25 protein-coding genes are annotated in these 25,663 nt (G+C 64.8%); 16 read left to right on the top strand and 9 right to left on the bottom strand.

The genetic code is table 11. The features are described 5' to 3' along the window. Positions 1–195 precede the first annotated feature (195 nt). Both ACQR2C_RS25000 and ACQR2C_RS24995 read right to left on the bottom strand, forming a co-directional pair. Complete coding sequence (locus ACQR2C_RS25000) at positions 196–2,268, bottom strand: L,D-transpeptidase family protein (protein WP_434882372.1); 2,073 nt, start codon at positions 2,266–2,268, stop codon at positions 196–198. A 386-nt stretch (positions 2,269–2,654) separates the two neighbouring features. Continuing rightward, positions 2,655–4,148, bottom strand: a complete 1,494-nt coding sequence (locus ACQR2C_RS24995; protein WP_434882337.1) for a sigma-54-dependent transcriptional regulator — start codon at positions 4,146–4,148, stop codon at positions 2,655–2,657. Between the two features lie 120 nt (positions 4,149–4,268). Here ACQR2C_RS24995 and ACQR2C_RS24990 point away from each other — a divergent pair, with 120 nt between their 5' ends. The 12 genes from ACQR2C_RS24990 (at position 4,269) to ACQR2C_RS24935 (ending at position 15,143) form a co-directional block, all read left to right on the top strand. Then, complete coding sequence (locus ACQR2C_RS24990) at positions 4,269–6,251, top strand: M3 family oligoendopeptidase (protein WP_434882336.1); 1,983 nt, start codon at positions 4,269–4,271, stop codon at positions 6,249–6,251. An 84-nt stretch (positions 6,252–6,335) separates the two neighbouring features. Continuing rightward, entirely contained in the window at positions 6,336–6,560 is a 225-nt protein-coding gene (locus ACQR2C_RS24985; protein WP_315802603.1) for an AbrB/MazE/SpoVT family DNA-binding domain-containing protein, read from the top strand. Further along, positions 6,557–6,952, top strand: coding sequence for a type II toxin-antitoxin system death-on-curing family toxin (locus ACQR2C_RS24980; protein WP_434882335.1), 396 nt, complete (start codon positions 6,557–6,559; stop codon positions 6,950–6,952). Before ACQR2C_RS24985 ends, ACQR2C_RS24980 begins: the two co-directional genes overlap by 4 nt. A 106-nt stretch (positions 6,953–7,058) precedes the next feature. Continuing rightward, on the top strand, positions 7,059–7,211 hold the full coding sequence (locus ACQR2C_RS24975) for an aa3-type cytochrome c oxidase subunit IV (protein WP_315736334.1): 153 nt from the start codon (positions 7,059–7,061) through the stop codon (positions 7,209–7,211). A 131-nt stretch (positions 7,212–7,342) separates the two neighbouring features. Further along, positions 7,343–8,470, top strand: coding sequence for a Re/Si-specific NAD(P)(+) transhydrogenase subunit alpha (locus tag ACQR2C_RS24970; protein WP_434882334.1), 1,128 nt, complete (start codon positions 7,343–7,345; stop codon positions 8,468–8,470). Between the two features lie 11 nt (positions 8,471–8,481). Beyond that, positions 8,482–8,799 carry a proton-translocating transhydrogenase family protein gene (locus ACQR2C_RS24965; protein ID WP_284420324.1) on the top strand — a complete coding sequence of 106 codons (318 nt, stop codon included), beginning with the start codon at positions 8,482–8,484 and terminating at the stop codon, positions 8,797–8,799. Between the two features lie 45 nt (positions 8,800–8,844). Continuing rightward, positions 8,845–10,242, top strand: a complete 1,398-nt coding sequence (locus tag ACQR2C_RS24960; protein WP_315736336.1) for an NAD(P)(+) transhydrogenase (Re/Si-specific) subunit beta — start codon at positions 8,845–8,847, stop codon at positions 10,240–10,242. A gap of 18 nt (positions 10,243–10,260) precedes the next feature. Beyond that, positions 10,261–11,061 carry an alpha/beta hydrolase gene (locus ACQR2C_RS24955; RefSeq protein ID WP_434882333.1) on the top strand — a complete coding sequence of 267 codons (801 nt, stop codon included), beginning with the start codon at positions 10,261–10,263 and terminating at the stop codon, positions 11,059–11,061. 97 nt (positions 11,062–11,158) lie between these two features. Beyond that, complete coding sequence (locus ACQR2C_RS24950; RefSeq protein WP_434882371.1) at positions 11,159–12,493, top strand: sodium:proton antiporter; 1,335 nt, start codon at positions 11,159–11,161, stop codon at positions 12,491–12,493. A 117-nt stretch (positions 12,494–12,610) separates the two neighbouring features. After that, a complete protein-coding gene (locus tag ACQR2C_RS24945; protein WP_434882332.1) occupies positions 12,611–13,708 on the top strand; it encodes a calcium:proton antiporter in 1,098 nt (365 codons plus the stop codon). A gap of 15 nt (positions 13,709–13,723) precedes the next feature. Continuing rightward, on the top strand, positions 13,724–14,008 hold the full coding sequence (locus tag ACQR2C_RS24940; protein ID WP_315717559.1) for a cupin domain-containing protein: 285 nt from the start codon (positions 13,724–13,726) through the stop codon (positions 14,006–14,008). A gap of 226 nt (positions 14,009–14,234) precedes the next feature. Next, positions 14,235–15,143 carry a hypothetical protein gene (locus ACQR2C_RS24935; protein ID WP_316217932.1) on the top strand — a complete coding sequence of 303 codons (909 nt, stop codon included), beginning with the start codon at positions 14,235–14,237 and terminating at the stop codon, positions 15,141–15,143. A gap of 222 nt (positions 15,144–15,365) precedes the next feature. Here the strand turns inward: ACQR2C_RS24935 and rpsU are convergent, their stop codons facing one another. The 3 genes from rpsU to purE all read right to left on the bottom strand — a co-directional run bounded on the left by rpsU (position 15,366) and on the right by purE (position 17,428). Then, entirely contained in the window at positions 15,366–15,668 is a 303-nt protein-coding gene (gene rpsU, locus ACQR2C_RS24930) for a 30S ribosomal protein S21 (RefSeq protein WP_011924350.1), read from the bottom strand. Positions 15,669–15,833: 165 nt separating this feature from the next. After that, positions 15,834–16,943, bottom strand: a complete 1,110-nt coding sequence (locus tag ACQR2C_RS24925) for a 5-(carboxyamino)imidazole ribonucleotide synthase (RefSeq protein ID WP_315802608.1) — start codon at positions 16,941–16,943, stop codon at positions 15,834–15,836. Further along, positions 16,940–17,428, bottom strand: coding sequence for a 5-(carboxyamino)imidazole ribonucleotide mutase (gene purE, locus ACQR2C_RS24920; RefSeq protein ID WP_315802609.1), 489 nt, complete (start codon positions 17,426–17,428; stop codon positions 16,940–16,942). Before purE ends, ACQR2C_RS24925 begins: the two co-directional genes overlap by 4 nt. Positions 17,429–17,575: 147 nt before the next feature. Between purE and ACQR2C_RS24915 the strand changes: the two genes are divergently transcribed. Beyond that, positions 17,576–18,277 carry a GGDEF domain-containing protein gene (locus ACQR2C_RS24915; RefSeq protein ID WP_315802860.1) on the top strand — a complete coding sequence of 234 codons (702 nt, stop codon included), beginning with the start codon at positions 17,576–17,578 and terminating at the stop codon, positions 18,275–18,277. A 48-nt stretch (positions 18,278–18,325) separates the two neighbouring features. On the opposite strand, the gene ACQR2C_RS24910 is transcribed toward ACQR2C_RS24915, so the two are convergent. The 3 genes from ACQR2C_RS24910 to ACQR2C_RS24900 all read right to left on the bottom strand — a co-directional run bounded on the left by ACQR2C_RS24910 (position 18,326) and on the right by ACQR2C_RS24900 (position 19,243). Then, on the bottom strand, positions 18,326–18,577 hold the full coding sequence (locus tag ACQR2C_RS24910; RefSeq protein ID WP_315802610.1) for a hypothetical protein: 252 nt from the start codon (positions 18,575–18,577) through the stop codon (positions 18,326–18,328). Between the two features lie 102 nt (positions 18,578–18,679). Further along, positions 18,680–18,892 carry a hypothetical protein gene (locus tag ACQR2C_RS24905; protein ID WP_315802611.1) on the bottom strand — a complete coding sequence of 71 codons (213 nt, stop codon included), beginning with the start codon at positions 18,890–18,892 and terminating at the stop codon, positions 18,680–18,682. A 144-nt stretch (positions 18,893–19,036) separates the two neighbouring features. After that, the gene (locus ACQR2C_RS24900; RefSeq protein WP_009028242.1) at positions 19,037–19,243 is read right to left on the bottom strand and encodes a YdcH family protein; all 207 of its coding nucleotides are present in this window, start codon (positions 19,241–19,243) and stop codon (positions 19,037–19,039) included. A 290-nt stretch (positions 19,244–19,533) separates the two neighbouring features. Between ACQR2C_RS24900 and ACQR2C_RS24895 the strand changes: the two genes are divergently transcribed. After that, the gene (locus ACQR2C_RS24895; RefSeq protein WP_315802612.1) at positions 19,534–19,719 is read left to right on the top strand and encodes a YdcH family protein; all 186 of its coding nucleotides are present in this window, start codon (positions 19,534–19,536) and stop codon (positions 19,717–19,719) included. 205 nt (positions 19,720–19,924) lie between these two features. Here ACQR2C_RS24895 and ACQR2C_RS24890 read toward each other — a convergent pair whose 3' ends face one another. Beyond that, positions 19,925–21,028, bottom strand: a complete 1,104-nt coding sequence (locus tag ACQR2C_RS24890) for an NAD(P)/FAD-dependent oxidoreductase (protein ID WP_434882331.1) — start codon at positions 21,026–21,028, stop codon at positions 19,925–19,927. A 212-nt stretch (positions 21,029–21,240) separates the two neighbouring features. On the opposite strand from ACQR2C_RS24890, the gene ACQR2C_RS24885 reads away from it, so the two are divergent. Both ACQR2C_RS24885 and ACQR2C_RS24880 read left to right on the top strand, forming a co-directional pair. Further along, positions 21,241–23,949 (top strand): sensor domain-containing protein, encoded by a 2,709-nt coding sequence (locus ACQR2C_RS24885; protein WP_434882330.1) that lies wholly within the window; start codon positions 21,241–21,243, stop codon positions 23,947–23,949. Positions 23,950–24,079: 130 nt separating this feature from the next. Continuing rightward, the gene (locus tag ACQR2C_RS24880; RefSeq protein WP_434882329.1) at positions 24,080–25,642 is read left to right on the top strand and encodes a glycerol-3-phosphate dehydrogenase; all 1,563 of its coding nucleotides are present in this window, start codon (positions 24,080–24,082) and stop codon (positions 25,640–25,642) included. The last annotated feature ends 21 nt before the right edge of the window (positions 25,643–25,663 follow it).

Below are 25,663 nucleotides of genomic sequence, written 5' to 3'. Positions count from 1 at the left end.
CGCTTACCTAAGGCGGGATGGTTAAGGGATACTCACCGACCCGCCCCCCAATTACCCTTAACATATACTCTTGAGTGTGGCGAAAAAGAGCCATCGAATCTTGGTTGATCATTGTGGTTAACCTAAAGCAAAGGCCCCGCCGATCGGCGAGGCCTTTGATCTCAAAATGGAATTTGACCGTGATCGGCGGCCTGATCAGCGGGTGAAGACCCGCCGGGCAGGGCGGCCGACCGGCGCCGGCGGCGTCGGCGCGCCGCCGCCGCCAAACAGCCGCTCGAAGAAGTTCGGGCCGGAGGAGAAGCTGTTGTCGCTGAGGCTGACCGAGTTCGGCAGCGGCCCCTTCGGACGCGCGTAGCTCGGCTGGGCATGGGCGACGACGTTCTCGAGATCCTTGCCGCGGCTGTTCTTCAGGATCGCGATCATGGTGGCGTCGCGGCCATAGATGTCCTTGCGGAATTGCAGCTTGCCGGCATCGTCGACGAAGGCGGTCTGGTAGGTGATGTTGACCGGAATCGGCGTCGGGAATTTCAGGTCGATCTCGCTCCGGCCGTACATGCTGCGGATGCGCTCGGGCGTGTAGCGCTCGCCGGGCATGGTGATGTTGAGCAGGACCGACGCGTACTGATCCGGATACTGTACGCGCATGCAGCCATGGCTGAAGGCGCGCTCGTCACGGGCGAACAGGTTCTTGTCCGGCGTGTCGTGCTGATAGACCAGGAACTTGTTCGGGAAGTTGAAGCGGATGCGGCCGAGCGCGTTGGCCTCGCCCGGCGGCTGCGAGATGTGGATCGAGCCGTCGCGCGCGCGCTCCAGCCGGAGCCCCATGCGGTCGAGCACCGTCGGATCCTGCTGCAGGGCCGGCAGATACTCGTTGTAGATGATCGACGGCGGCACGTTCCAGGTCGGATTGACCGTGATGAACTTCATCGTCTCGCTGAGCAGCGGCGTCGCATGCTGCCCGGGCTTGCCGGTCACCACGCGGGTGCTCCACACCTGCGCGCCGTGCTGCATCACCTTCAGCGTGTAGTCGGGGATGTTGAGGATCACATAGGCGTCGCCGATGCCGGGGGCGCCGAGGTCGCGCGGCAGCCAGCGCCAGCGCTCCATGTTGACGAGGACCGTATCGATCTGCTTGTCGCGCTTGGGCGTGTTCAGCGCCTTCACCGTGCGGTCGTCGAGCACTCCGGTCGGCTTGAGGTCGACGCTCTCCTGGAACTTGCGGACGGCGGCGGCGACCTTGGCGTCGTAGCGGATGTCGTCGGCATTCTCGGTGAGACCGAGCTTGGCGCGCAGCTTTGGCACGCGCGGGTCGGACATCTGCGCCTCGGCCTCCGGCGCATTCTTGCCGCGGGCAGGCGCGTATTTCAGCGGCTGGCCTTCGTCGATGATCACGGGCGCGCCGTCGGTGACGCCGCGCAGCTCGGCGAGCTTGGCCTTCAAGAGCTTGTAGAGCTTGTGCGGAGGGTTGTAGCTCTCGAGCGCCGCCGAGGCGTCCTTGGCGCCGGTGACGTTGGCCAGCACCTCGTTGGGGTCGACCGGATGCTCGGGATACTGGATGTCCGCCGAGACCTGCGACCAGTGCATGCGGCCGCTCTGCGCCTGGCGCGCGTAGTCCATCATGCTCTCGGTGAGTCTGAGATCGGCTTCCGCCAGTGCGTCCGGTGCGGAGGCTGCGGCCGCGAAGTCCGGCACCGGATAGTCGCCGGGATTGAGGCCATCGGCTGCTGCATCCTTGAGACGGGCGATGACGCCCTTCGCGGCGGCGGTCAGGTTGCCGCCCTGGGTCCAGACCGGCGCATAGTCGCGGCCGGTGTAGAACTTCTCGACGGCGGCGCGCTCGGCCTTGCGGTCGAAATACTTCGTCGCCTTGGTCGCCATCAGGTCGCGCAGACGGTCGGCAACGGGCTGGTCGGCGGCGGGAACGGTGCTGGCGGCCTTGACCGGCTCTGGGGCTGTCGCGGTGGCAGGAGCCGCTGCGGGCGGCGTGGCGACGGTCTTGGTGGGATCGGTCGCAGGCGCCGCCGCAGAGTCGACCGGCTTGACCGTGGTCTCGGGCGCCTTGACCTGCTCGGGCGACACGGTTGCGGTGGTGTCGGATTTGGTGGTGTCGAGTTTGAAGTCACTGGCGGTCGGCGGCGGCACGTTGGCCGGCTCGGGGAACGGGATCGCCGCATCGATGGCCAGCTCGGCCGCGCTGTTGCGGGGGGGATCGCTCTGGGCGAAAGCAGAGGTCGAGGACACCGCGAGGAAGGTCGCCGCGACAGCCATGAGCACGCGGTCATATCCGCCACGGGTGGTCACACAATCTCGCATCGTCAATCCCTCGGATGATCTGTCCCGGCTGGAACAGGTGTAACAAGGTCGATCCGCCAGCTTCGGCGTAGGTACCGCCGGTGAGGATGGCTCACGTCTGCACGCAATGATTCACGCCCAAACGATACTCAAGCCCCACTTCTGCGGCCAGCGCCACACGGGACAACTCACGACAAACTGACTCTTGGGAAACCCCGGCCAAACCGATCGTGCGTTTGTGCCACGCGTTATTTCCTTTGTCTGTCACCGCAAGGCAACGGTTCAGATGTTCCATTGTTGCCAAGACTTGCGGCCTTTTTCGGACGACAGCCGAGCGCGACCATGGTGAGCATCCGCGCGGCTCAGCCGAGCGGCGGGCTTTCCGTTGCGGGCGTCTCGCCATTGGCTTCGTCGAGCTTGCGGTAGAGCGTCGAGCGTCCGATTTTGAGGCGGCGCGCCACCTCCGACATCTGGCCGCGGTAATGGGCGATGGCGAAGCGGATGATCTCATGCTCCATCTCCTCGAGCGGCCGCACCTCGCCGCTCGCGGTGAGCAGCGGCAGGAACCCATGCGAGGGCAGAGGGGCAATGGGTACTTCACTACCCGGTACCATCGCAGGCAGGGGAGGAACAGGCCGCTCCACGGTGAGGGCCGGCGCAGGCTCGACCGGCGGCGCGTGGGTGGGAATCAGCGGAAAATCGGCCACGCCGAGCTGGTCGCTCTCGCCCATGACGACGGCGCGGTAGACCGCGTTTTCCAACTGGCGGATGTTACCGGGCCAGTCGAGCTTGGTCAGATAGGCGACGGCCTCGCCGGTGATGCCCGAAATGGCGCGGTTCTCCTCGGCCGCAAACCGCGCGAGGAAATGCCGCAACAGATGCGGGATGTCCTCGCGGCGGGTGCGCAGCGGCGGGATGGTCAGCGGCAGCACATGCAGCCGGTAGAACAGATCCTCGCGAAAATGTCCTTCCTTGACGCGGTCGAGCAGGCGGCGATTGGTCGCCGAGATGATGCGCACGTCGACCTTGACCGGCTTGCGGCCGCCGACGGCCTCGACGGCGCTCTCCTGCAGGGCGCGCAGCAGCTTGACCTGGGCGGTGAGCGGCAGCTCCGAGACCTCGTCGAGGAACAGCGTACCGCCATGGGCTTCGACGAACTTGCCCATGTGACGCTCGGTCGCGCCGGTGAATGCGCCCTTCTCGTGACCGAACAGGATCGATTCCACCAGATTGTCCGGAATCGCGCCGCAATTGACGGCGACGAACGGCTTCGTCTTGCGCTCGCTGGTGCCGTGGATGGCGCGGGCGAACAGCTCCTTGCCGACCCCCGATTCGCCTTCGATCAGCACGGGAATCGACGAGGCCGCGGCCTTCTCCGCGATGCGGAGGATCGGCGCCATCGCCTCAGCGCGGGTGATGATGTCGGCGAAGGTCAGGCGGCCTTCGCGGCTGTGCCGGATGCGCTGCAATTCGCCCTTCAGGGCCGAGGTATTGAGCGCATTGCGCAAGGAGACCTGGAGCCGCTCGATGCCGACCGGCTTGACGACGAAATCCTGCGCGCCGGCGCGCATCGCGGAGACGACGTTGTCGATGCCGCCATGCGCGGTCTGCACGATGACAGGTATCGAAATCCCGATCTCGCGCATCTTCGAGAGCACGCCCATGCCGTCGAGGCCGGGCATCACGAGGTCGAGCACGATGGCGTCGATGGGGCCGGCGTCAGGATTGGTCAGCTTCTCGATGACGGCGTCGCCGGTCTCGACGACGACCGCCTCGTAGCCGCATTTCTGCACCATGTTCTCCACCAGCCGGCGCTGGACCGGATCATCATCGGCAATCAAAATGCTGGCAGCCATGGCTTTCCTTGCACGCTACGACTATCTGTCTCGAATCGGGGCACTCTCGCCGACGCCGATTAACGCAACCTTAAACCTCGCTGATCGGGATAAACGTTCGAACAACAGGTTACCCATCCGATGACCTCGCGCGCCTCTTCTGCCCTTCGCAAGCCGACCAAAGCTGCTCCTCCGCCCAAAACCGCGTCAAAGACTGCCAAGGCCAAACCGGCCAAGACGTCCGTCGTCAAGACGCCGTCGAAGCCGGCGGCCGCCAAGGCCAAGCGTGGCGCGACGGCCAAATCATCTGCAAAGCCGGCGAAGAAGGTGGTCGCGGCCAAGACCGGAATCGGAACGCTGCCCGAATGGAATCTCGGCGATCTCTATATGGGCATCGACGCGCCTGAGATCGCTCACGATCTCGCGAAGATGGATGCCGAATGCGTCGCGTTTGAGACCGACTACAAGGGCAAGCTCGCCGAGCATGTGGCGCGCGAGGATGGCGGCGAATGGCTCGCAGAAGCCGTGCGGCGCTACGAGGCGATTGACGATCTTGCCGGACGGCTCGGCTCGTTCGCGGGTCTCGCGCATGCCGGCGACAGCGTCGATCCGGCGATCTCCAAATTCTACGGCGACATCTCGGAGCGGCTGACGGCCGCGTCGACGCATCTGCTGTTCTTTCCGCTCGAGCTCAACCGCATCGACGACGCCGTGATCTCGCGCGCGATGGAGACGCCCGCGCTCGGTCACTACCGGCCGTGGATCGAGGACCTGCGCAAGGACAAGCCGTATCAGCTCGAGGATCGCGTCGAGCAGCTATTCCACGAGAAGTCGCAGACCGGCTATTCGGCCTGGAACCGGCTGTTCGACCAGACCATCGCTGGTCTGCGGTTTCAGGTCGGGGCCAAGGAGCTCGCGATCGAGCCGACCTTGAACTTCCTGCAGGACCGTGACGGCGCCAAGCGCAAGGCCGCCGCCGAGGCGCTGGCCAAGACCTTCAAGGCCAATGAGCGAACCTTCGCGCTGATCACCAACACGCTCGCCAAGGACAAGGACATCTCCGACCGCTGGCGCGGTTTCCAGGATGTGGCGGATTCGCGCCATCTGAACAATCGCGTCGAGCGCGAGGTGGTCGATGCGCTCGTGGCCTCGGTGCGCGCGGCCTATCCAAAACTGTCGCATCGCTACTACCAGCTCAAGGCGCGCTGGTTCAAAAAGAAGAAGCTCGCGCATTGGGACCGCAACGCGCCGCTGCCGTTCGCCGCCAATGCCACCATCGCGTGGCCGGAGGCGAAGAGCATGGTGCTGACGGCCTATCGCGGCTTCTCGCCGGAGATGGCCGACATCGCCCAGCGCTTCTTCGATCACAGCTGGATCGATGCGCCGGTGCGCCCGGGCAAGGCGCCGGGCGCGTTCTCGCATCCGACCACGCCCTCGGCGCATCCCTATGTGCTGATGAACTACCAGGGCAAGCCGCGCGACGTGATGACGCTCGCGCATGAGCTCGGCCATGGCGTGCACCAGGTGCTGGCGGCCAGGAACGGCGCGCTGATGGCGCCGACGCCGCTGACGCTCGCCGAGACCGCGAGCGTGTTCGGCGAGATGCTGACCTTCAAGCGGCTATTGTCGGAGACCAAGGATGCCAAGCAGCGCCAGGCGCTGCTCGCCGGCAAGGTCGAGGACATGATCAACACGGTGGTGCGGCAGATCGCGTTCTATTCGTTCGAGCGCGCGGTTCATACCGAGCGCAAGAATGGCGAACTGACCGCGGAGCGGCTCGGCCAGATCTGGCTCTCGGTGCAGACCGAGAGCCTCGGCGAGGCGATCGAGATCAAGCCGGGCTACGAGAACTTCTGGATGTATATCCCGCACTTCATCCATTCGCCGTTCTACGTCTACGCCTATGCGTTCGGCGACTGCCTCGTGAACTCGCTCTATGCCGTCTATGAGCACGCCGCCGACGGCTTCGCCGAGCGCTATCTGGCGATGCTGTCCGCCGGCGGAACGAAGCACTATTCGGAGCTGCTCGCCCCATTCGGACTGGACGCCAAGGACCCCAGGTTCTGGGACGGCGGCCTGTCGGTCATCGCCGGCATGATCGACGAGCTGGAGGCGATGGGGTAGGGCTGTTAAACATTTGTTGAACGGCAGAAAGGGGCGCGTTATACGTCTGTATAACACGCCCCTTTCTCGCTACCGGACCTCACCATGAAGATCGAGATCAAGAAGATCGGCAATTCCGATGGCCTGTTGCTGCCGCGCGAGTTGATGCAGCGGCTCGATCTCAAGCGCGGCCAGCAATTGCATATCGTGGAACTGCCCGGGGGCGGATTCCAGGCGCTCCCCTACGATCCGGATTTCGAGCGGACGATGGAGATCGCCGACGACATTATGGACGAGTACCGCGACACCCTTGCCGCGCTCGCCAAATGAGCGACCAGCAAGAGCCGCTTTGGATCACCTACGAGCAGGCGATCGCGATTCACGCCCGTCAGTTGCGCCGCTTCGGCGGCGCGCCAGGACTGCGCGAACAAGGAATGCTGCGGTCGGCGTTGGAGCGTCCGGTCAACAAATGGAGCTATGGGCAGGCGACGCTGCCGGAGCTTGCCGCGGCCTACGCATTCGGGCTCGCCAAGAACCACGCCTTCGTCGACGGCAACAAGCGCATCGCGTTCATGGCGATGATGACGTTTCTGCGCAGAAACGAAATCGCGTTCGCGCCCGACCCAGCGCAGGCAACTGCCATGATCCTCGCCCTCGCCGCCGGCGAGGTTAGCGAGGCCAGCCTGACGCGCTGGATCCGTGACAATTGGCCTGGCCAATAGCCCGATCGGAAAAACCGATAAATTCGCCTTGCATGCCAGCCGTTGCCCTTGCATCGGCTTTGAGGTATGCGACCTTAACAAAGCAATTTTTCTTTGGGGGACCCCGATGGCAAACCATGGCGAGATCGCCTACTCGACGGCTGACGGCAACGACTACGTGGCGCATGAGGCCACCTATGAGGGCTTCATCAAGCTGGTGAAGTACGGCACGATCAGCGTCGCTCTCATCGTCATCTTGATGGCTATTTTCCTCGCTTAATGTCGCTATGGGCCCGCCGGCATCTCCGCCGGCGGGCCTTCAGCTGACTGGCCGGGCCGATCCGCCGTCATGCTGAAGCCATGGACGTCCCGCCCTTTTAAGCTCGCGCGCGCATTCGCGCCGGAGGCCTCATGAAGATTGCCGTCGCCAAGGAAATCGACCCGTTGGAGCCGCGGGTCGCCGCCTCTCCCGACACGGTGAAGAAGTTCAAGGCGTTGGGTGCCGAGATCGCGGTCGAGCCCGGCGCCGGCATCAAGTCCGGCCTGCCGGATTCGGAATTCACGGCGGCAGGCGCAACCGTCAGCACCGACGCGCTGAAGGACGCCGACATCATCATCAAGGTGAAGCGGCCGGAAGCCTCCGAGCTCGCCAACTATCGGCGCGGCGCCTTGGTGTTCGCGATCATGGATCCCTACGGCAACGATGCCGCGCTCAAGGCGATGGCCGATGCCGGCATTGCCTCGTTCGCGATGGAACTGATGCCGCGCATCACCCGCGCCCAGGTGATGGACGTGCTGTCGAGCCAGGCGAACCTCGCCGGCTACCGCGCCGTGATCGAGGGCGCCGAGGCGTTCGGTCGCGCCTTCCCGATGATGATGACCGCGGCCGGCACCGTGCCGGCGACCAAGGTCTTCGTGATGGGCGTCGGCGTCGCCGGTCTGCAGGCCATCGCAACCGCGCGCCGGCTCGGCGCCATGGTCTCCGCCACCGACGTGCGCCCCGCCACCAAGGAGCAGGTGGAGAGCCTCGGCGCCAAATTCCTGGCGGTCGAGGACGAGGAGTTCAAGAACGCGCAGACGGCCGGTGGCTATGCCAAGGAGATGTCCAAGGAGTACCAGGCCAAGCAGGCGGCGCTGACGGCGGAACACATCAAGAAGCAGGACGTCATCATCACCACTGCGCTGATTCCCGGCCGTCCGGCGCCGCGCCTCGTCACCATGGAGATGGTGAAGTCGATGCGCCCTGGCTCGGTCCTGGTCGACCTTGCGGTCGAGCGTGGCGGCAATGTCGAGGGCGTCAAGCTCGGCGAGACCGTCGAGATCGACGGCGTCAAGATCATCGGCTACCCCAATCTCGCCGGCCGGGTCGCAGCGTCCGCCTCCGGCCTCTACGCCCGCAACCTGTTCTCCTTCATCGAGACGATGATCGACAAGAAGGAAAAGACACTGGCGGTGAACTGGGACGACGAGCTGGTCAAGGCCACGGCTTTGACAAAGGATGGCGCCATCGTCCACCCGAACTTCCAGCCGAAGGCCTAAGGAGCAGAGCCATGGAACATGTCGTCCAAGCCGTCGACCCCTTCGTCTTCCGGCTGTCGATCTTCGTGCTGGCGGTGTTCGTCGGCTACTTCGTGGTGTGGTCGGTGACGCCGGCCCTGCACACGCCGCTGATGTCGGTGACCAATGCGATCTCCTCGGTGATCGTTGTCGGCGCGCTGCTGGCGGTCGGCGTTCCCATGCTGTCGAGCGGCAGTGGTCTGGCGCGAGCGTTCGGCTTCATCGCGCTGATCTTCGCCTGCGTGAACATCTTCGGCGGCTTCCTCGTCACCCAGCGCATGCTGGCGATGTACAAGAAGAAGTCCAAGTAACAACGCCGCACGACGCGGGATGACAGGCACAACGGGGCATCTGCAATGAACGCCAATCTGTCGGCACTCCTTTATCTCGTGGCAGGTGTGCTGTTCATCCTGTCTCTTCGCGGGCTGTCGAGCCCGGCCTCCAGCCGGCAAGGCAACTTCTTCGGCATGGCCGGCATGGCGATTGCGGTCGCCACCACGCTGGCTGGGCATCCACCGGCGGATGCGATCGCCTGGATCCTCGTGATCCTCGGCGTTGCGATCGGCGGCGGCATCGGTGCGGTGATTGCGCGCCGGGTGCCGATGACGTCGATGCCCGAGCTCGTCGCCGCCTTCCACTCGCTGGTCGGCATGGCCGCGGTGCTGGTCGCCGCCGGCGCGTTCTTCGCGCCGGAAGCGTTCGACATCGGCACGCCCGGCAACATCCATCCGCAGAGCCTGGTCGAGATGTCGCTCGGCGTCGCCATCGGCGCGCTGACCTTCACCGGCTCGGTCATTGCCTTCCTCAAGCTGTCCGCGCGGATGAGCGGCGCGCCGATCATCCTGCCGGCGCGTCACATCATCAACATCGCGCTCGCCGTGGCGCTGGTCTTCTTCGTGGTCCGCCTGGTGATGACGGGCGGCGGCTTCGACTTCCTGATGGTGACGCTGCTGGCGCTGGCGCTCGGCGTGCTCATGATCATCCCGATCGGCGGCGCCGACATGCCGGTCGTGATCTCGATGCTGAACTCCTACTCCGGCTGGGCGGCCGCGGGCATCGGCTTCACGCTCGGTAATTCGGCGCTGATCATCACCGGCGCATTGGTCGGCTCGTCCGGTGCGATCCTGTCCTACATCATGTGCCATGCGATGAACCGGTCCTTCATCTCGGTCATCCTCGGCGGCTTCGGCGGTGAGACCGCAGCGGCCGGCGGTGGCACCGGCGAGCAGAAGCCGGCCAAGCTCGGCTCGGCCGACGATGCCGCCTTCATCATGAAGAACGCCTCGAAGGTGATCATCGTGCCCGGCTACGGCATGGCGGTCGCCCAGGCGCAGCACGCGCTGCGCGAGATGGCCGACACGCTGAAGAAGGAAGGCGTCGAGGTGAAATACGCGATTCATCCGGTCGCTGGCCGCATGCCCGGCCACATGAACGTGCTGCTCGCCGAAGCCAACGTTCCCTATGACGAGGTGTTCGAGCTCGAGGACATCAACTCGGAATTCGCCCAGGCCGACGTCGCCTTCGTGATCGGCGCCAACGACGTCACCAATCCGGCGGCCGAGGAGGACAAGTCCTCGCCGATCTACGGCATGCCGGTGCTGCAGGTCTGGAAGGCCGGCACCGTGATGTTCATCAAGCGCTCGCTGGCGTCGGGCTATGCCGGCATCGACAATCCGCTGTTCTACCGCGACAACACGATGATGCTGCTCGGCGACGCCAAGAAGATGACCGAGAACATCGTCAAGGGCATGTAGCCGGCGGCATCGGGAGCCATGACGTTTCTGAAATGGCTCCTGATCGTCGTGGCGGCGGTCTACGGCATCGTGCTTGCGGCCCTATTCGTCCGCCAGCGTGCAGTGCTGTTCCCCATTCCGCCGGTGGGCCGCACGGCACCGGCTGCAGCCGGGTTTCCTCAGGCTGAGGAGCACGTGCTGACCTCGGTCGATGGCGAGAGGGTCATCGTCTGGCATGTGCCGGCGAAGCCTGGCCACAAGGTCGTTCTGTACTTCCCGGGCAATGGCGATTTTCTCGCGGGCGCGGTGTCGCGCTTCAAGGCGCTCACGGCCGACGGCACCGGTCTCGTTGCGCTGTCCTATCGCGGCTATGCGGGGTCCAGCGGCAGTCCCAGTGAGCACGGGCTGCTGCAAGATGCCGCAGTCGCCTATGCGTTCACGACACAGCGCTACGAGTCGGGACGGATCGTGGCCTGGGGTTTTTCCCTCGGCAGCGGCGTGGCCACCGCGATCGCCGCGGAGCATCCGGTCGCCAAGCTGATCCTCGAAGCGCCCTATACATCCACGGTCGATGTCGCGTCGGAGATGCTGAAGGTGGTTCCGGTCAGTCTGCTGATGCTCGACAGCTTCCATTCCGATCGGCGCATCGCCGATGTGCGTGTGCCGCTCCTGATCATGCATGGCGAAAGGGATCCGGCGATTTCGATCCGCTTCGGGGAACGATTGTTCGCACTTGCGCATGACCCCAAGCGCTTCGTACGGTTTCCCAACGGCGGACATAATGACCTGGATCTTTTCGGTGCGACTGAGACGGCCAAGAGCTTCATCGACGGCTTGTAACGTCCATCGATCGCGGTGGCCGGCTCTCCTCGGGATCGTCCTGCTCTTTGGGAGCCTGCCGGTGCAGGCGCATGCCGCCGGGCTGAACGGCGTGGCGATGACCTGGCCGTTCGCACTGCCATTCGCGGGACTGCTGTTGTCGATCGCGCTCGGGCCGTTGCTGTTTGCCAGGTTCTGGCATCATCACTACGGAAAGATCGCCGCGGCATGGGCCTTGGTGGCGTTGGCGGCGTTGACCTGGAATGCAGGGCTTGGCACGGCGCTCGCTGCCTTCGTCCACGCGCTGCTCGCCGAATATCTCAGCTTCATCGTGCTGCTGTTCGCCCTCTATACGGTCGCCGGCGGCATCCTGGTGACCGGCGACATCAAGGGCACGCCCGCGACCAACACCGCCATCCTGGCGCTCGGCACGATCATCGCGAGCGTCGTCGGCACGACGGGCGCCGCGATGATCCTGGTGCGTCCCCTGATCCGCGCCAATCTGAGCCGGCCGCATAATGTGCACGTGCTGATCTTCTTCATCATTCTGGCCGCCAATGTCGGTGGTGCACTGAGCCCGCTCGGCGATCCGCCACTGTTCGTCGGCTTTCTGCGTGGCGTCGACTTCTTCTGGACGACGCAACACCTCTGGCTGCAGACCGCGATCGTCGCCGGCCTGTTGCTCGTGATCTTTGCCGCGATCGACGCATGGCGCTTCCGTGCCGAGAAGCCTTCGAGCACGGATGGCACGAGCGAGCCGGTTCGTGTTCGCGGGCTCATCAACGTCGTCCTGATCGCGGCCATCGTCGTCAACACGCTGGTATCGGCGACCTGGAAGCCGGGCATCTCCTTCGACGTCTTCGGCACGCATGTCGAGCTTCAGAATCTCGTGCGCGATGCCGTCCTCGTGGCGATCGCCGGCCTGTCGCTCTGGCTTACGCCGGACGAGCACCGCGAGGCGAACGGGTTCAACTGGGAGCCGATCCGAGAGGTCGCCAAGCTGTTCGCGGCGATCTTCACCGCGATCGTTCCGGTCATCGCCATGCTGAATGCGGGTCGCAGTGGCTCTTTCGGCTGGCTGTTGGATGCCGTGACGACACCCGCCGGCGCGCCGCGGGAGGTCGCCTATTTCTGGTCCACCGGGCTGATGTCGGCCTTCCTCGACAATGCCCCGACCTATCTCTTGTTCTTCGAATTGGCGGGCGGCGATCCCAAGGTGCTGATGGGCGAGCTCTCGGGAACGCTGGCGGCGATCTCGATGGGCGCAGTCTACATGGGCGCGCTGACCTATATCGGAAATGCGCCGAACTTCATGGTCGCAGCGATCGCCAATGAGCGGGGCATCCAGATGCCGAGCTTCTTCGGCTACATGCTGCGGGCAGGTGCCGTCCTCATTCCGCTGTTCGTGCTGCTGACCGTGCTTCCGATTCATCCGCTGCTCAGTCCGCATTGACCTGATCGACGGCACCTTCAGAGACCGTCCTGGTTGAGACCCTGTCACGGCCGGACCGCGTGACGATCGCCTCGCTGTCGCGCATAGTCGGACAGAACGGATCGAAGGACGCGAATCATGAGCGTGAAGGGCGCAACGCCCGCATCATCGGTGATCTTTCCCGGCTTGGCGGTCGCGCTGGTCACGATCGTCACGGCGACGCATTATGACTTCACGCCTTCGGCCGCTGGCGTGGTCTTCGCCGCGGTGCTGCTGGTGGTCCTGTTCGGCACGGTGTTCGCGGCCGTGCACCATGCCGAGGTGATCGCGCATGAGATCGGCGAGCCGTTCGGCACGCTGCTCCTGACCCTGGCGGTGACGGTGATCGAGGTGGCGCTGATCGCCACCATCATGCTCGGCGACAAGGCTGCGCCGGCGCTGGCCCGCGACACCGTGTTTGCGGTGGTCATGATCGTGTGCAACGGCCTGGCCGGCATCTGCATCTTCATCGGCGGCCTGCGTTATCGCGAGCAGGACGTGCTGGTCTCCGGTGCCAATCTGTATCTCAGCGTACTGTTCACGATGGCAACCATCACGCTGGTGCTGCCGAATTATACCTTGACGTCGCCAGGTCCGGTGTATTCTGCCGTGCAGATCGCCTTCGTCAGCGTCGTGACGATCCTTCTCTACGCGGTGTTCCTGTATACGCAGACCACCCGCCATCGGGATTATTTCGTCGGGAACTCGGTGGGGTTCGCCGATGACGATGTCCGGCTGCCGCGCGCGAAGCTGTTGCTCAGTGTCGGGCTGCTGCTGGTCGCGCTGCTCGCTGTGGTCCTGCTTGCCAAGAAGTTCTCGCTGGTGGTCGACGCCGGCGTTGCCGCAACGGGTGCGCCGCAGGCGGTCGCAGGCGTGCTCGTGGCGCTGTTGATCCTGCTGCCGGAGAGTGTCGCCGCCCTCTCGGCCGCCCGCGCCAACGACCTGCAGAAGAGCATCAATCTCGCGCTTGGCTCCTCGCTCGCCACCATAGGGCTGACCATCCCGGCAGTGGCGGTCGCCGCCCATGTGCTCGACAAGCAGCTCGTCCTCGGGCTGGACCCGCAGGGAATAGTGCTGCTGGTCCTGACCTTCGTCCTGAGCATGCTGACCTTCGGCACCGGACGGACGAACATCCTGTTCGGGCTGGTGCACATGGTGGTGTTCGCGATATTCCTGTTTCTGCTCGTCGTCCCCTGATTCAAGAGATCCAGCATGCTCAGCGCCCAGTCCGACGTCCAGGTCGATACGCCCGAAGTCCGCGTCACGGAGTGGCGGCTATTGCCCGGCAGTGCCACGGGGCGCCATGTTCATGAGATGGATTACGTGATCGTGCCGGTCACCGCGGGTGAGATGACGATCGTGGCGCCGTCCGGCGAGCGCTCGAAGGCGCAGCTCGCGGTCGGCAAATCCTATTTCCGAAAGGCCGGGGTCGAACACGATGTGCTGAACGAGACCGGTTCCGAGATCGTTTTCCTCGAAGTTGAATTGAAGCCGTAACCAATTGTTTACCGGGATGCCGCTGATTGTGGTATCTTGAGCCGGCGATCCGGAAGCTGTGGCAACACCCTCGGATTGCTGCACGGCTCCGGTTCGAAGGGTTTCAGGAAACGACTTTTCGGCGGTCGCGGCTGCACGGAGTGCAGTCCGCGAGCTCCGGAAGGTGTGGGATGGTCCCTTAATTGTGCCTCAAAGTTCCCGCAAATACCGCGCGGGAGTGGTCAGCATGCTGAAATATCTCACAAAGTTCGCCATGGAGATCATCCCGTCGGTGGTTGCCACCATCATCGGGGCCTACATCGTCAATCACTACATCAACACCAAGCCCGACTCGCCGCCATCGACCATGGCGGCGGTGGCCTCGGCTGCTTATGCCAAGCTCACAGGCTCAAAGAGCGACGCTCCGAAATCCACGGGCAAGGGGACCGACCCTGCCAAGCTGGACGCGAAGGCCGATCCCAAGTCTGACGCCAAGCCGGCGGAAACGTCGAACGAGGTCTCCAGCATTCCCGCTCCCGGCATCAAGGCCAAGGGCGTGTCGGAGAAGTCGCTGGCCGACAAGGCCGCCGAGAAGGCCGTCGAAGTGAAGCCGACCGAAACGGCGAGCCTCCCGGCCGATCCGCAGGCCTCGCGCCATCCTGCATCGTCGAAGGAAAAGCTGATCGTGCGTGGCACTTCGGCCGAGGCCCCAGCGACCCAGCAGGAAGATCGCCGGGATGCTGCCGATCTTGCCCGCGCGGCGATCGAGCGGTTGCGCGCGAGCGAAGGTGCCGGCAAGGCGGCTGCCGAGAAGCCGTCGACCGATGCAGCCCGCGGGGCTGGCGAGGCGCCGCGCGTCGCAACCGCGTTACCTCAGGTGTCGCCGGTTCGTCCGCTGCCGCCTCCGGTGACGGTCTCCGCGCCTCCGGCCGAGCAGGGTTTCATCATGCCGTCGGCCTCGAGCCCGACCTACACGGGATCATTGCAGCCGGACGGGCGCCCGACGCCGCCCGCGGAGATCCCCGTCCAGCAGTTGCGTCCGCTCGACCTGCGTGCCGACAAGTCCGATCCTTCGATCAAGGACCAGATGTCCAACGTGGCGCAGGACATGATGTCGGCGGCGAAATCGGTGTTCCACTCGGTGCTGCCGAAATAATTGATCGGCATTGCTCTCGAACGAGATCGAGCGGCGGGCCTGCTGGTCCGCCGCTTTTTCTTTGGGGCGTGCCGTGCTCTGCATCGTAGCGACGGGCGGGCACACCGCGGCTGGATCCGGACGCCGGATGGCAGGGAGGCGCGAAATCAAAATGAGGTGCCCAAAACAAAAACGCGAGCCAGAGGCCCGCGCTTCAGACGACGTCAGATCTATCGGGCCAGATCAGCGCGGCGCGCCGGGACGGGCACCTGCGCCCGGACCACGACCAGCACCACGGTCACCGCCGGGGCCAGCGCCAAACACCGGCTTCGGCTTCATCGGCAGCAGGCCTTCACGCTGCAGCTTCTTGCGGGCCAGCTTGCGCGCACGGCGCACGGCTTCGGCCTTCTCGCGGGCTTTCTTCTCGGACGGCTTCTCGTAATGGCCGCGAAGCTTCATCTCGCGGAAAATGCCCTCACGCTGCATCTTCTTCTTGAGCGCCTTGAGGGCTTGATCGACATTGTTATCGCGAACGAGAACCTGCACGCGGCATCCTCTTTCTCAGTCTATCGGTTTGAAATCTGGTGAAGTCAGGGCTGGCAAATGGCCGCGCCCTTAACCTTGAGGGCGCCCGTGTATCAGAGGACACCGTCGCTGTCCACCCGCTGACGGGCTCTTGACCGCAAGTTTAACGCGCCCGAGCGGTTTATTTCAGCCCTGCCTCGGCGGCAGGGGCGAGACCTGGGTCACATGCCCCATCTTGCGGCCAGGGCGGGCGGCGCCCTTGCCGTAAAGGTGCACGGTGGCGCCGGGAACCGTGAGCCACTGCTCGTAGGTGTCGATCTCGTCCCCGATCAGGTTCGTCATCGTGACGTGGCCGTGGCGCAGCGGCTTGCCGAGCGGCCAACCTGCGATCGCGCGGATGTGCTGTTCGAACTGGGAAATCGAGGCACCGTCAAGGGTCCAGTGGCCGGAATTGTGCACCCGGGGGGCAATTTCATTGACCAGGACGCCGGGCGCAGGTCCATCGGATACCACGAACATCTCCACGGCGAGCACCCCGACGTAATCGAGGGCGGTGGCGATCCGGCTGGCAATGTCCCGGGCCTCGTCGGCGAGCGGATCGGGGATGCGGGCTGGCGCCCGCGACACCTTCAGGATGTGATCGCGATGCTCGTTCTCGGTGACGTCGAAGCACTCGACCTGGCCATCGGCCGCGCGGGCCGCTACGACCGAGATCTCGCGCTCGAACGGAACGAACGCCTCGAGGATCGCCGATTTGGTGCCGAGCTCGGCCCAGATCCGATCGAGATCGTCACCCTGGCGGATCTTGATCTGGCCCTTGCCGTCATAGCCGAACCGCCGTGTCTTCAGCACGGCCGGCAGGCCGATCCGAAAGGCTGCTTCGCGCAACGTGGCGAGTGAGGACACGTCGGCATAGTTCGCCGTGCGGATACCGAGCGAGGTGACGAAATCCTTCTCGATCAGCCGATCCTGCGTCGTCTCCAGCGCAGAGCGGCTCGGCAGCACCGGGCGCCTTGCCGCCAGCACCATCGCGGCCGCCGACGGGACGTTCTCGAACTCGTAGGTGACGACGTCGACGTCATTGGCGAACAGCTCGAGCGCCTCGACGTCGGCATATTCAGCGCAGGTGGCGTTCAGCACGACGTCGAAGGCGGGCGAGTCCGGGTCCGGCGAGAACACCTGGCAGCGCAGCCCGAGCCGCGCCGCAGCCAGCGCCAGCATGCGGCCGAGCTGGCCGCCGCCGAGAATACCGATGGTGTCGCCGGGCTTGAGCTTCACCCGATTGGAGCCGGTCACGCCGTGCCCTCCGGACGTTCGGCGATCGCATTGGTCTGCGCCTGCCGCCAGGCCGACAGGCGGCCGGCGAGCGCGGAATCCGAGAGAGCGAGCACGCTGGCCGCCAGCAGCGCTGCGTTAATGGCGCCGGATTTGCCGATGGCGAGCGTTCCGACCGGAATTCCGGCCGGCATCTGGACGATGGAATACAGCGAATCGACCCCCGACAGCGCCTTCGACTCGACGGGGACGCCGAACACGGGCAGTTCCGTGAGCGAGGCCGTCATGCCCGGCAGATGGGCGGCGCCGCCGGCACCGGCGATCACGACCTTGTAGCCCGCCGCCTTGGCACCCTTGGCGAAAGCATACAGCCGGTCCGGGGTGCGGTGCGCCGAGACGATCCGGGCGTCGTAGCTCACGCCCAGGGCTTCGAGCGTTTCGGCGGCATGGCGCATGGTATCCCAGTCCGACTGGCTTCCCATGATGATGGCGATCGGGGCGGTCATGACCTCAATTCTTCTCGGGAATCCATCAGCATGGGCCGGAGTATAGGATCGGTCCTGACAGCGGCAAGCCATGGCATGAAGGTCCGAATGGACTATCCTGTCTTGGTCAAGCCCGGCAAGCCCAAACGGTGGCGCGGCAGGTGTCCGATGAAAAAGAAGCGCATGGCGGCCGCGTGGCGAGCCGGGAAGCGAAGAACCCGGTACCGTCATCGGCCTTCGCGGCGCGCGCGGGCTCCTGAACCCGGTTCCGTACCGGCAGGCGCGCGACAGACGATCCGACGCCTCAATGCCGAGTTGGCGACAGCACAGGCCCGGATCGCCGAGCTGACGGCCTCCGCTGAGCGCGACTTCCTGCTCGACATCTTCAATCGTCGCGGCTTCGCCCGCGAGCTCCATCGTTCGATCGCCTTCATCAAGCGCTATGACGCGACCGGTGCCCTGGTCGTGCTCGACGTCGATCGGCTGAAACCGATAAATGATACGTTCGGCCATGCCGCTGGTGACGAGGTCCTGAAGGCGGTTGCGCGTGTCCTCAGCGAGCATGTCCGATCCTCCGACGTGATCGGCCGGCTCGGCGGCGACGAGTTCGGCGTGCTGCTCTGGCATCTCAGCGCGGCGGACGCACATGCCAAGGCGGCGGAACTGGAGCAGGCCATCGACAGCCTGACCTTCACCTTCGGCGATCAGACCGTGCGTGCCGGCGCGTCGGCCGGGATTGCTCTGCTCGACAAGCGCGTCAACCCGGTGCGTGCGCTGGAGGAAGCCGACCGCGCGATGTACATGCGCAAGGCCCAGCGAAGGTACGAGAGCCCAGCGCACGCAACGGCCCGGTCGGGCGACCAGCGGTGACGCTCCCGGGCCATCCGCGCCGATGACAGAGCTTGTGGTGCACGGCGCTCACAACTCGCCGAGATCGTCGGGCAATTCGCCGAACTTGTGCAGCAGCCGGGCGTCGCTGAATTCCCCCATCAAGGGATCGCCGCTGCGGCTGAAGGCAATGGCGCCGATGTTGTCCGGCAGGCGCGACATCGCTTCGGCACGACGCAGCGCTGCGGACGAACTCTGGCATTCCTCGGCCGCGCCTGCGACCAGCATCCCTGCCTCGTCCCGTCTGAACGGCATGGCGACATAATAGGTGATATCAGGCATTGCACGCACCTCCCGGCCTTCGTCGAAGCTGCGAGCGAGCGCGGTGGCAATCGTCCGGAGAGTCTCGACGGCCCGAGGACTCAGGTAAAACTCAGGCAGGGCTCAGGCCGCATTGCTCTCCGGACCGTCCGAAGCGGTGTTGGGCACGCAGCCGCAGGAGATCGCGGCCCGCAGCTCCTGCAGCTCCAGCTCGAGATACTCGTTCGCCATGATCAGCGCCTTGATCGTGGAGCGCAGATTGCCGTCGCACATCGCGATGGCCTGGTCACAGGCCTGTTCGTAGAGCCGATCCTGTGGGGAGAAGGAGGCGGGCATCACAACCATCCTTGTTGTCGTCAGGGGACGAGGGATGACTTGATTGTTCTCTTTTTGTTCTGTTTGTCAAGGCGCCTCGGCATATCCTGCACCGCTGATGCATATTGCCTGTGTGCATACGGTCAGGCGTGCTGACGCTTCGCCTCAGGCGATAATGTCGGGCGTGATCTGGTCTTCGATGAAGGCGATCCGATCGCGTAGCAGAAGCTTCCGCTTCTTCAGTCGTTGCAGCCGCAACAAATCGGGGGCGGGCGATTGATGCAAAGCGTCGATCGCCGCGTCGAGATCGCGGTGCTCCTGCTGCAGGCGCGCGAGTTCGGCCTGCAGTTCGCGCTCGTCTTGGTCAGCCATGATTTATGATAGCAAAAAAGCGGAAGGAAGTGGAAAGCCTTGCGAAGGCGGGCGCAAATATTGCGCCTGCGAAGCTGATAAGCAAGCCGCGCCCCTCAAGATCCGTGCAGCTGTCCCGTGAATTTCAGGTTGGCACCGGCGTTAGATTCGTCCGGATCTGCTCACGGTTCGTTACACACGGCGCTCAAATTTGCATGTGCGGTCTTTTGGCCCCATCGACAGGTCAAGCGACTTGTGTACACTCATTAGCCCTGGTCGAATCTCAGGTTCACCTACCGAGGAGGTTTCGAATGGCCATTCAGGCGCATCTCGTTGAACTGGAGCGTAAGCATAAAGTTCTTGAAAGCGAATTGCATGAAGCTCTCCTGCATCCATCGACGGACGACCTGCGAATTGCCGAACTGAAGCGACGCAAACTGATGGTGAAGGACGAGATCGAGCGCTTGAGACAGGTAACCAGCGAAACACTTCACTGACATGTGACCATCACCCGCCGTACCATCCGATCGTAAGACCGTGCGCCTGGGATGGTGACTGTCCATCCCAGACGCAACTTCAATCAAATTAGTTGCGATAGACTTAGTTGCGATAGACTTAGTTGCGATAGACGATGACGCGAGCGCATCTGCCTGCGTTGTCTCCCGCTATCGCCACACGCCGTTCATCCCGATATCGGGGTCTTCAGCTCAAGGCGAGATCGCGGACGTGAGCCGCAATCGCCAGCGATGACGTCAATCCAGGCGATTCAATTCCGAACAGATTGATGAGTCCGGGCACCCCGTGATCGCGGGGGCCCTGAATGACGAAATCCTGCGACGCCACGGCCGGCGGTACGATCTTCGGCCTGATGCCCGAATAGCTCGGCATCAGCGCCCCATCCGGCAGCGACGGCCAGTACTTGCGGATCGCCGGGTAGAAGCGCTCGGCGCGCGCCGGATCGACCGTATAGTCGATCCGGTCGATCCACTCGACGTCGGGGCCGAATCTGGCTTGGCCTGCCATGTCGAGCGTGAGGTGCACGCCGAGGCCGCCTGGTTCCGGCACCGGGTAGATGAGCCGGCTGAACGGTGCCCGGGCGCTGCAGCTGAAATAGTTGCCCTTGGCGAGATAGGTCATCGGCACCAGCGGCGACGGCATGCCGTCGATCAGCCGCGCCAGCTCGGGCGCGTCGAGGCCGGCGGCGTTCACCAGCAGCCGGCAGCTCAGCGTCATCGGTTGCGCGCCGCCCGCATCGACCTCGATCGATCCCCCCGTCGCCTTGGCCCGCAGCAACGGCGTGTGGAAGGCGAAGGCACCGCCGGCGTCCTCGATCTCGCCGCGCAGCGACAGCATGAAGGCATGGCTGTCGAGGATGCCGGTGGATGGCGACAGCAGCGCGGCCTGGCAGGCCAGGGCCGGCTCCAGCGCCAGCGCTTCGGACCCGGACAGCAGCCGCATCCCTTCGACACCATTGGCTTCGGCGTGCGCGCGGATGCCCTGCAGCTTCTCGGTCTCTGCTGGATTGGTCGCAACGATCAGCTTCCCGCAATTGCGGTAGGGCACGCCATGCTCGTCGCAATAGCGGTAAAGCATGCGCTTGCCGGCCACGCAGAAGCGGGCCATCAGGCTCCCGGCCTTGTAATAGATGCCGGCGTGGATCACTTCGCTATTGCGAGACGACGTGACGGTTCCGATGCCCTCGGCCGCCTCGAGAACGATGACCTCGCGTCCGGCCCGCGCCAATTGACGGGCGACGGCAAGTCCGACGACGCCGGCGCCAACGACCACGCAATCCACTTTATCCATGCATAGTCCTGAGACGATTGGGGGAAGTCATGTCTCGCTGCAATCCCTGGTGGGTGGAACTTCAGTCCGGAGTGCGCCTGCCCTTAGCAAACCATTCATTATAGGGCGGCCATTGACCAAATTTGCTTCGTCTTTTTCGAAGTTTGCGGAACCCGTTTACCCGATCCCAATAGGTGAAGCCAGATACTGTCGCCGAATACCGCGGGTGATTGATGGCTGGCAAGAATTGGCAGGCGAGCGACCGAAACGCGTTTTCTGCGCGTGTCGTTGCGGCCTCGGTGGCCGCCATGGCAGCGTGGGCGGCTGCGCCGACGCGCGCCTGGGCCGCTTCATCCGATTTCTCGCCCTCCGGCTACCTGGGCACCATCGAGCCGGACGTGCTCTGGAAGGTGTTGATCGCCGGCGTTGTCGTCTGCGCCTTCCTCGCGTCGGTCGTGATCTGGATCCATTCGGCCTTGCGGCGCGCCAAGCGGGCACAACTGCGGCGTAACGTTTTCATCAGCTCGGCGCTCAACAATCTGAGCCAGGGGCTGATGCTGACGGACGCCGCCAACCGTGTCGTCTTCTACAACCACCGCTTCCTCGAGATCTACGGCATGAGCCGGGCCGACATTCCGCCCGGCTGCACCGGCCGGGATCTGGTCGAGTTGCGGCGGCAGCGTGGCCTGCTCAATCTGACGGTCGAGGACTATGCGCGCCAGGCGCGGCAGCCGGACGGGTGCCTGACCGAGCTGCCCGGCGGACGTGTGGTGCGCGCCCAGATGTTCCGTCTTCCGACCGGCGGATCGATCGGCATCCATGAAGACTGTACGGTGCAGCACCGGCTGGAGCGCGAGCTCGCCTCGACCAAGCAGTTCCTGGAATCGGTGGTCGATCAGGTTCCCGTCTGCGTCGCCGCCAAGAACATCGAGGACGGCCGCTACATCTTCGCCAACCGGGCGTTCGAGCAGTTCGCGCAGGTGCCGCGGGATCAGATCATCGGACGGCGCCCGAGCGACCTGTTCGGCGACGAGACCGCGGCCGACATCGCGGCTGCCGATCGCGAAGCGATGCTGGCGCCCGGCACCACCTATTGCAGCGAACTCGTGGTTCAACGCGGTGACGAGAAGCGCATCCTGGACGCCCACCGGGTCGTTGCACGCAACGACAAGAACGAACCGCAATTCCTCATCGCGCTGTTCGACGATGCCACGGAGCGGCGATCGCTGAGCCGCGAGCTGGAGAACAGCAAGAAGTTCCTGGAACTGGTCGTCGACAACATTCCGGTTTCGCTCATCGTCGAGAGCGTCAGCGACGGCCGCTATCTGCTCGCCAACCGCAGCGCCGAGATCATCCTCAACCGCAAGCGCGAGGACGCCACCGGCCTGACCACCGCCGACATCTTCAATCCGCGCGAGGCCAGACTGATCACGGCGCGCGACGAAGCCGCCATCAAGAAGCGCGGCCTTCTGACTGAGGAACATCCGATCTCGACCAAGGACGGCCTGCGGCTGTTCCTGACGCGGCGGGCAACCGTGCTGGGCGAGACCGGCCAGCCGCAATATCTGATCAAGACCTATGAGGACGTCACCGATCGGCGCCAGACCGAATCGCGGATGGCGCACATGGCCTATCACGACGGCCTGACCGATCTGCCTAACCGCGCCGCGTTCCTGCAGGCCCTGAGCCAGATGATCGAGGCCTGCGCGGATACGGACGAGGAGTTCGCGGTCCTGAACGTCGATCTCAAGGGCCTGAAGGACGTCAACGACGTCTTCGGCCACGCCATCGGCGACAAGCTGTTGATCGAGGTCGCCCGTCGTGTCCATGCCGTTGCCCGGGGCGGCGTCGTTGCCCGTCTCTCGGGCGACGAGTTCGGGCTGATCATCGACGGCAAGCAACCGGAAACGGGCAGGGCCCTGGCCGAGCAATTGGCGGCGGCGATCGCGGTGGACTTCCAGATCGAGGGCAAGTCGATCCGCACCGCGCTGACGACGGGCATCTCGGTGTTCCCGCACAATGGTTCGGATCCGGCGTCGCTGCTCGCCAATGCGGGTGCCGCTCTGTTCCGCGCCAAGGCCAAATCGCGCGGCAGCATCACCTTCTACGAGCCTGAAATGGATCAGCAGATTCGCGACCGCCGCGTTCTGCATCAGGAACTGTCTGTCGCGATCAAGCATGGCGAACTGTCGCTGTACTTCCAGCCGCAGGCCGTCTCCGGCCGCACGGTCGACGCCAGCGAGATCATCGGCTTCGAAGCGCTGGCGCGCTGGCAGCACCCGGTCCGGGGGTTCGTGCCGCCGAGCGACTTCATTCCGCTCGCGGAAGAGAGCGGCCTCATCGTCGAGATGGGCGAGTGGATCCTGCGCGAGGCCTGCCGCGAGGCGGCGTCGTGGCCGAAGCCGCTGCAGGTCGCGGTCAACCTGTCTCCGGCGCAGTTCGTCCATGGCGACCTCGTTGCGCTGGTCCACTCGATCCTGATCGAGACGGGGCTCGCGCCCGGCAGGCTCGAGCTGGAGATCACCGAGGGTGTGCTGATCGAGGATTTCGATCGCGGTGTCGCGCTGCTGCGCCGGCTGAAGGCGCTCGGCGTTCGCGTCTCGATGGACGATTTCGGCAGCGGCTACTCGTCGCTGAGCTACCTTCAGGCGTTCCCGTTCGACAAGATCAAGATCGACCGCGCCTTCGTCATGAATATCGGCCGCAACCCGCAATCGGCGGCGATCATTCGTGCGGTCATCGGTCTGGGTCACGGCATGAACATGTCGATCGTGGCGGAAGGCGTCGAGACGCCGGAGCAGCTCGGCTTCCTCGCCGAGCAGGGCTGCGACTCGGTTCAGGGCTATCTGCTCGGCAAGCCCCTGCCGATCGACAAATATGACGGCATTGTCGGTCGCGCTCACGACGACGACGACGTCGCGTCCGTTCGCAAGACCGGCTGACCTGGCAGTCCGGTCAGAGGCTGTTGCGCAACAGCGCGAATTTATCCGCACTCGTAACAGTTGGGTCGCTACGAGAATCATTTCCGCCGGTCTACGATCGTTCGTCCTGGCACGCTCGAAGACCTTGCGTATGGCGGACTACGATCTGGCGATCATCGGCGGAGGTCTGAACGGCGTCAGCCTGGCGCGTGATGCGGCTGGCCGCGGTTTGCGCGTGATCCTGGTCGAGCAGGGCGATCTCGGCGGCGGCGCCTCGTCGGCCACGTCGCGGCTGGTGCACGGGGACCTCGCGGCGCTGGAGCGCCGCGGCTTTCTGCGCGTGCGTCGCGCGCTTGCCGAGCGCGACGTCTGGCTCACGGTCGCGCCGCATCTTGTGCGGCCGATCCGTTTTGCGATTCCGGCTCACGCCGATGAGCGGCCGCCATGGCAGTTGCGCGCAGGGCTCTGGCTCTACGATCGCCTCGCTGCGCGCAACCGGCTGCCGGCCGCGTCGGCGCTCGATGTCACGCATCATCCGGTCGGCGATGCCTTGAAGCGTCCGATCGGGACGGCATTCGACTATTCCGATTGCGTGGTCGACGATTCCCGCCTGGTGGTCCTGACCGCGATGGATGCCGCCGAGCGCGGCGCAGAGATCCGGACCGGCGCCCGCTGCGTGCGGGCCGACCGCGACCAAATATGGCGCCTCGCCATCATCGACCGCGGCCATCGCCGCATCGTCACCTCGCGCGCGCTCGCCAACGCCACCGGCGCGTGGAGCGTCTCGACGGCGGAAACCGTGCTGCGTCAGCCGCTGCCGTGGGTCACCGTGCGGCAGGTCAGCCAGATCATCGTGCCGCGGCTGTTCGATGTCGAAGCGGTCTACGTGTTTCAGAATTCGGATGGACGGCTGATCTTTGCCCAGCCCTACGAGCAGGATTTCACCCTGATCGGCACGGTGGCCCACGGCTTCAAGGGCGACCCAGCCGTGGTGGCGGTGCCTGCGGCAGACGTGGCTTATCTCTGCAAGGCGGCGAACCGCTATTTCCGCTCGGACATTCAGCCTGCGGACGTGGTCCGGAGCGTGGCCGGCGCCAACATGATGGTGCTGCGCGCCGCCGACAGCGGACGGTTGGAAACGGTCGTGTGCCTCGATGCCGGACGCGCCAGGGAGCCCGCCAAGGCGCCGCTGCTGACGATGTGCGGCGGCGACGTCACGACGGTCCGGCACCGGGCCGAGCAGGCGGTCTCCCGGCTCGGGCGCTTTTATCCAATGTCGCCACGCTGGACTGCAAGCGCGCCGCTTCCTGGAGGCGACTTCGCCTGGGACCGGTTCGAGGATCTCGTCGATGACGCACGGGACCGCTGGCGCTTTCTCGGAGAAGCCGAGGCCCGGCGGCTGGTCGGCGCCTATGGCACCCGTCTGGCGAAGATCCTCGGCGAGGCGAGATGCCGGGACGATCTCGGACAGGCGTTCGGGCCGCAGCTGACCGAGGCGGAGGTCCGCTACCTCATGACGCGCGAATGGGCGCGGTTTCCCGACGACGTGCTGTGGCGGCGGACAAAGCTGGGCCTGACGCTTCCCGTCGCCGAACGCGATGCGCTCGCCGCGTTCATGGCCATTGCGACCTGCGGCCGGAGCACGCCGCAGGCGGCTGACGCGAGCGGGGATAGTCCGGTCCGTGCGGTTGAGCTGCAATCCGTGGGCGGCTAGCTTGCCGACTGGCCCGACGTT

Origin of the sequence: Bradyrhizobium sp. HKCCYLRH3061 (genome assembly GCF_051168015.1) — a bacterium.
In the GTDB taxonomy this organism is placed as follows: domain Bacteria; phylum Pseudomonadota; class Alphaproteobacteria; order Rhizobiales; family Xanthobacteraceae; genus Bradyrhizobium.
Note: the sequence above shows the minus strand (reverse complement) of the source record. Positions and strands in the feature narration are given on the sequence as shown.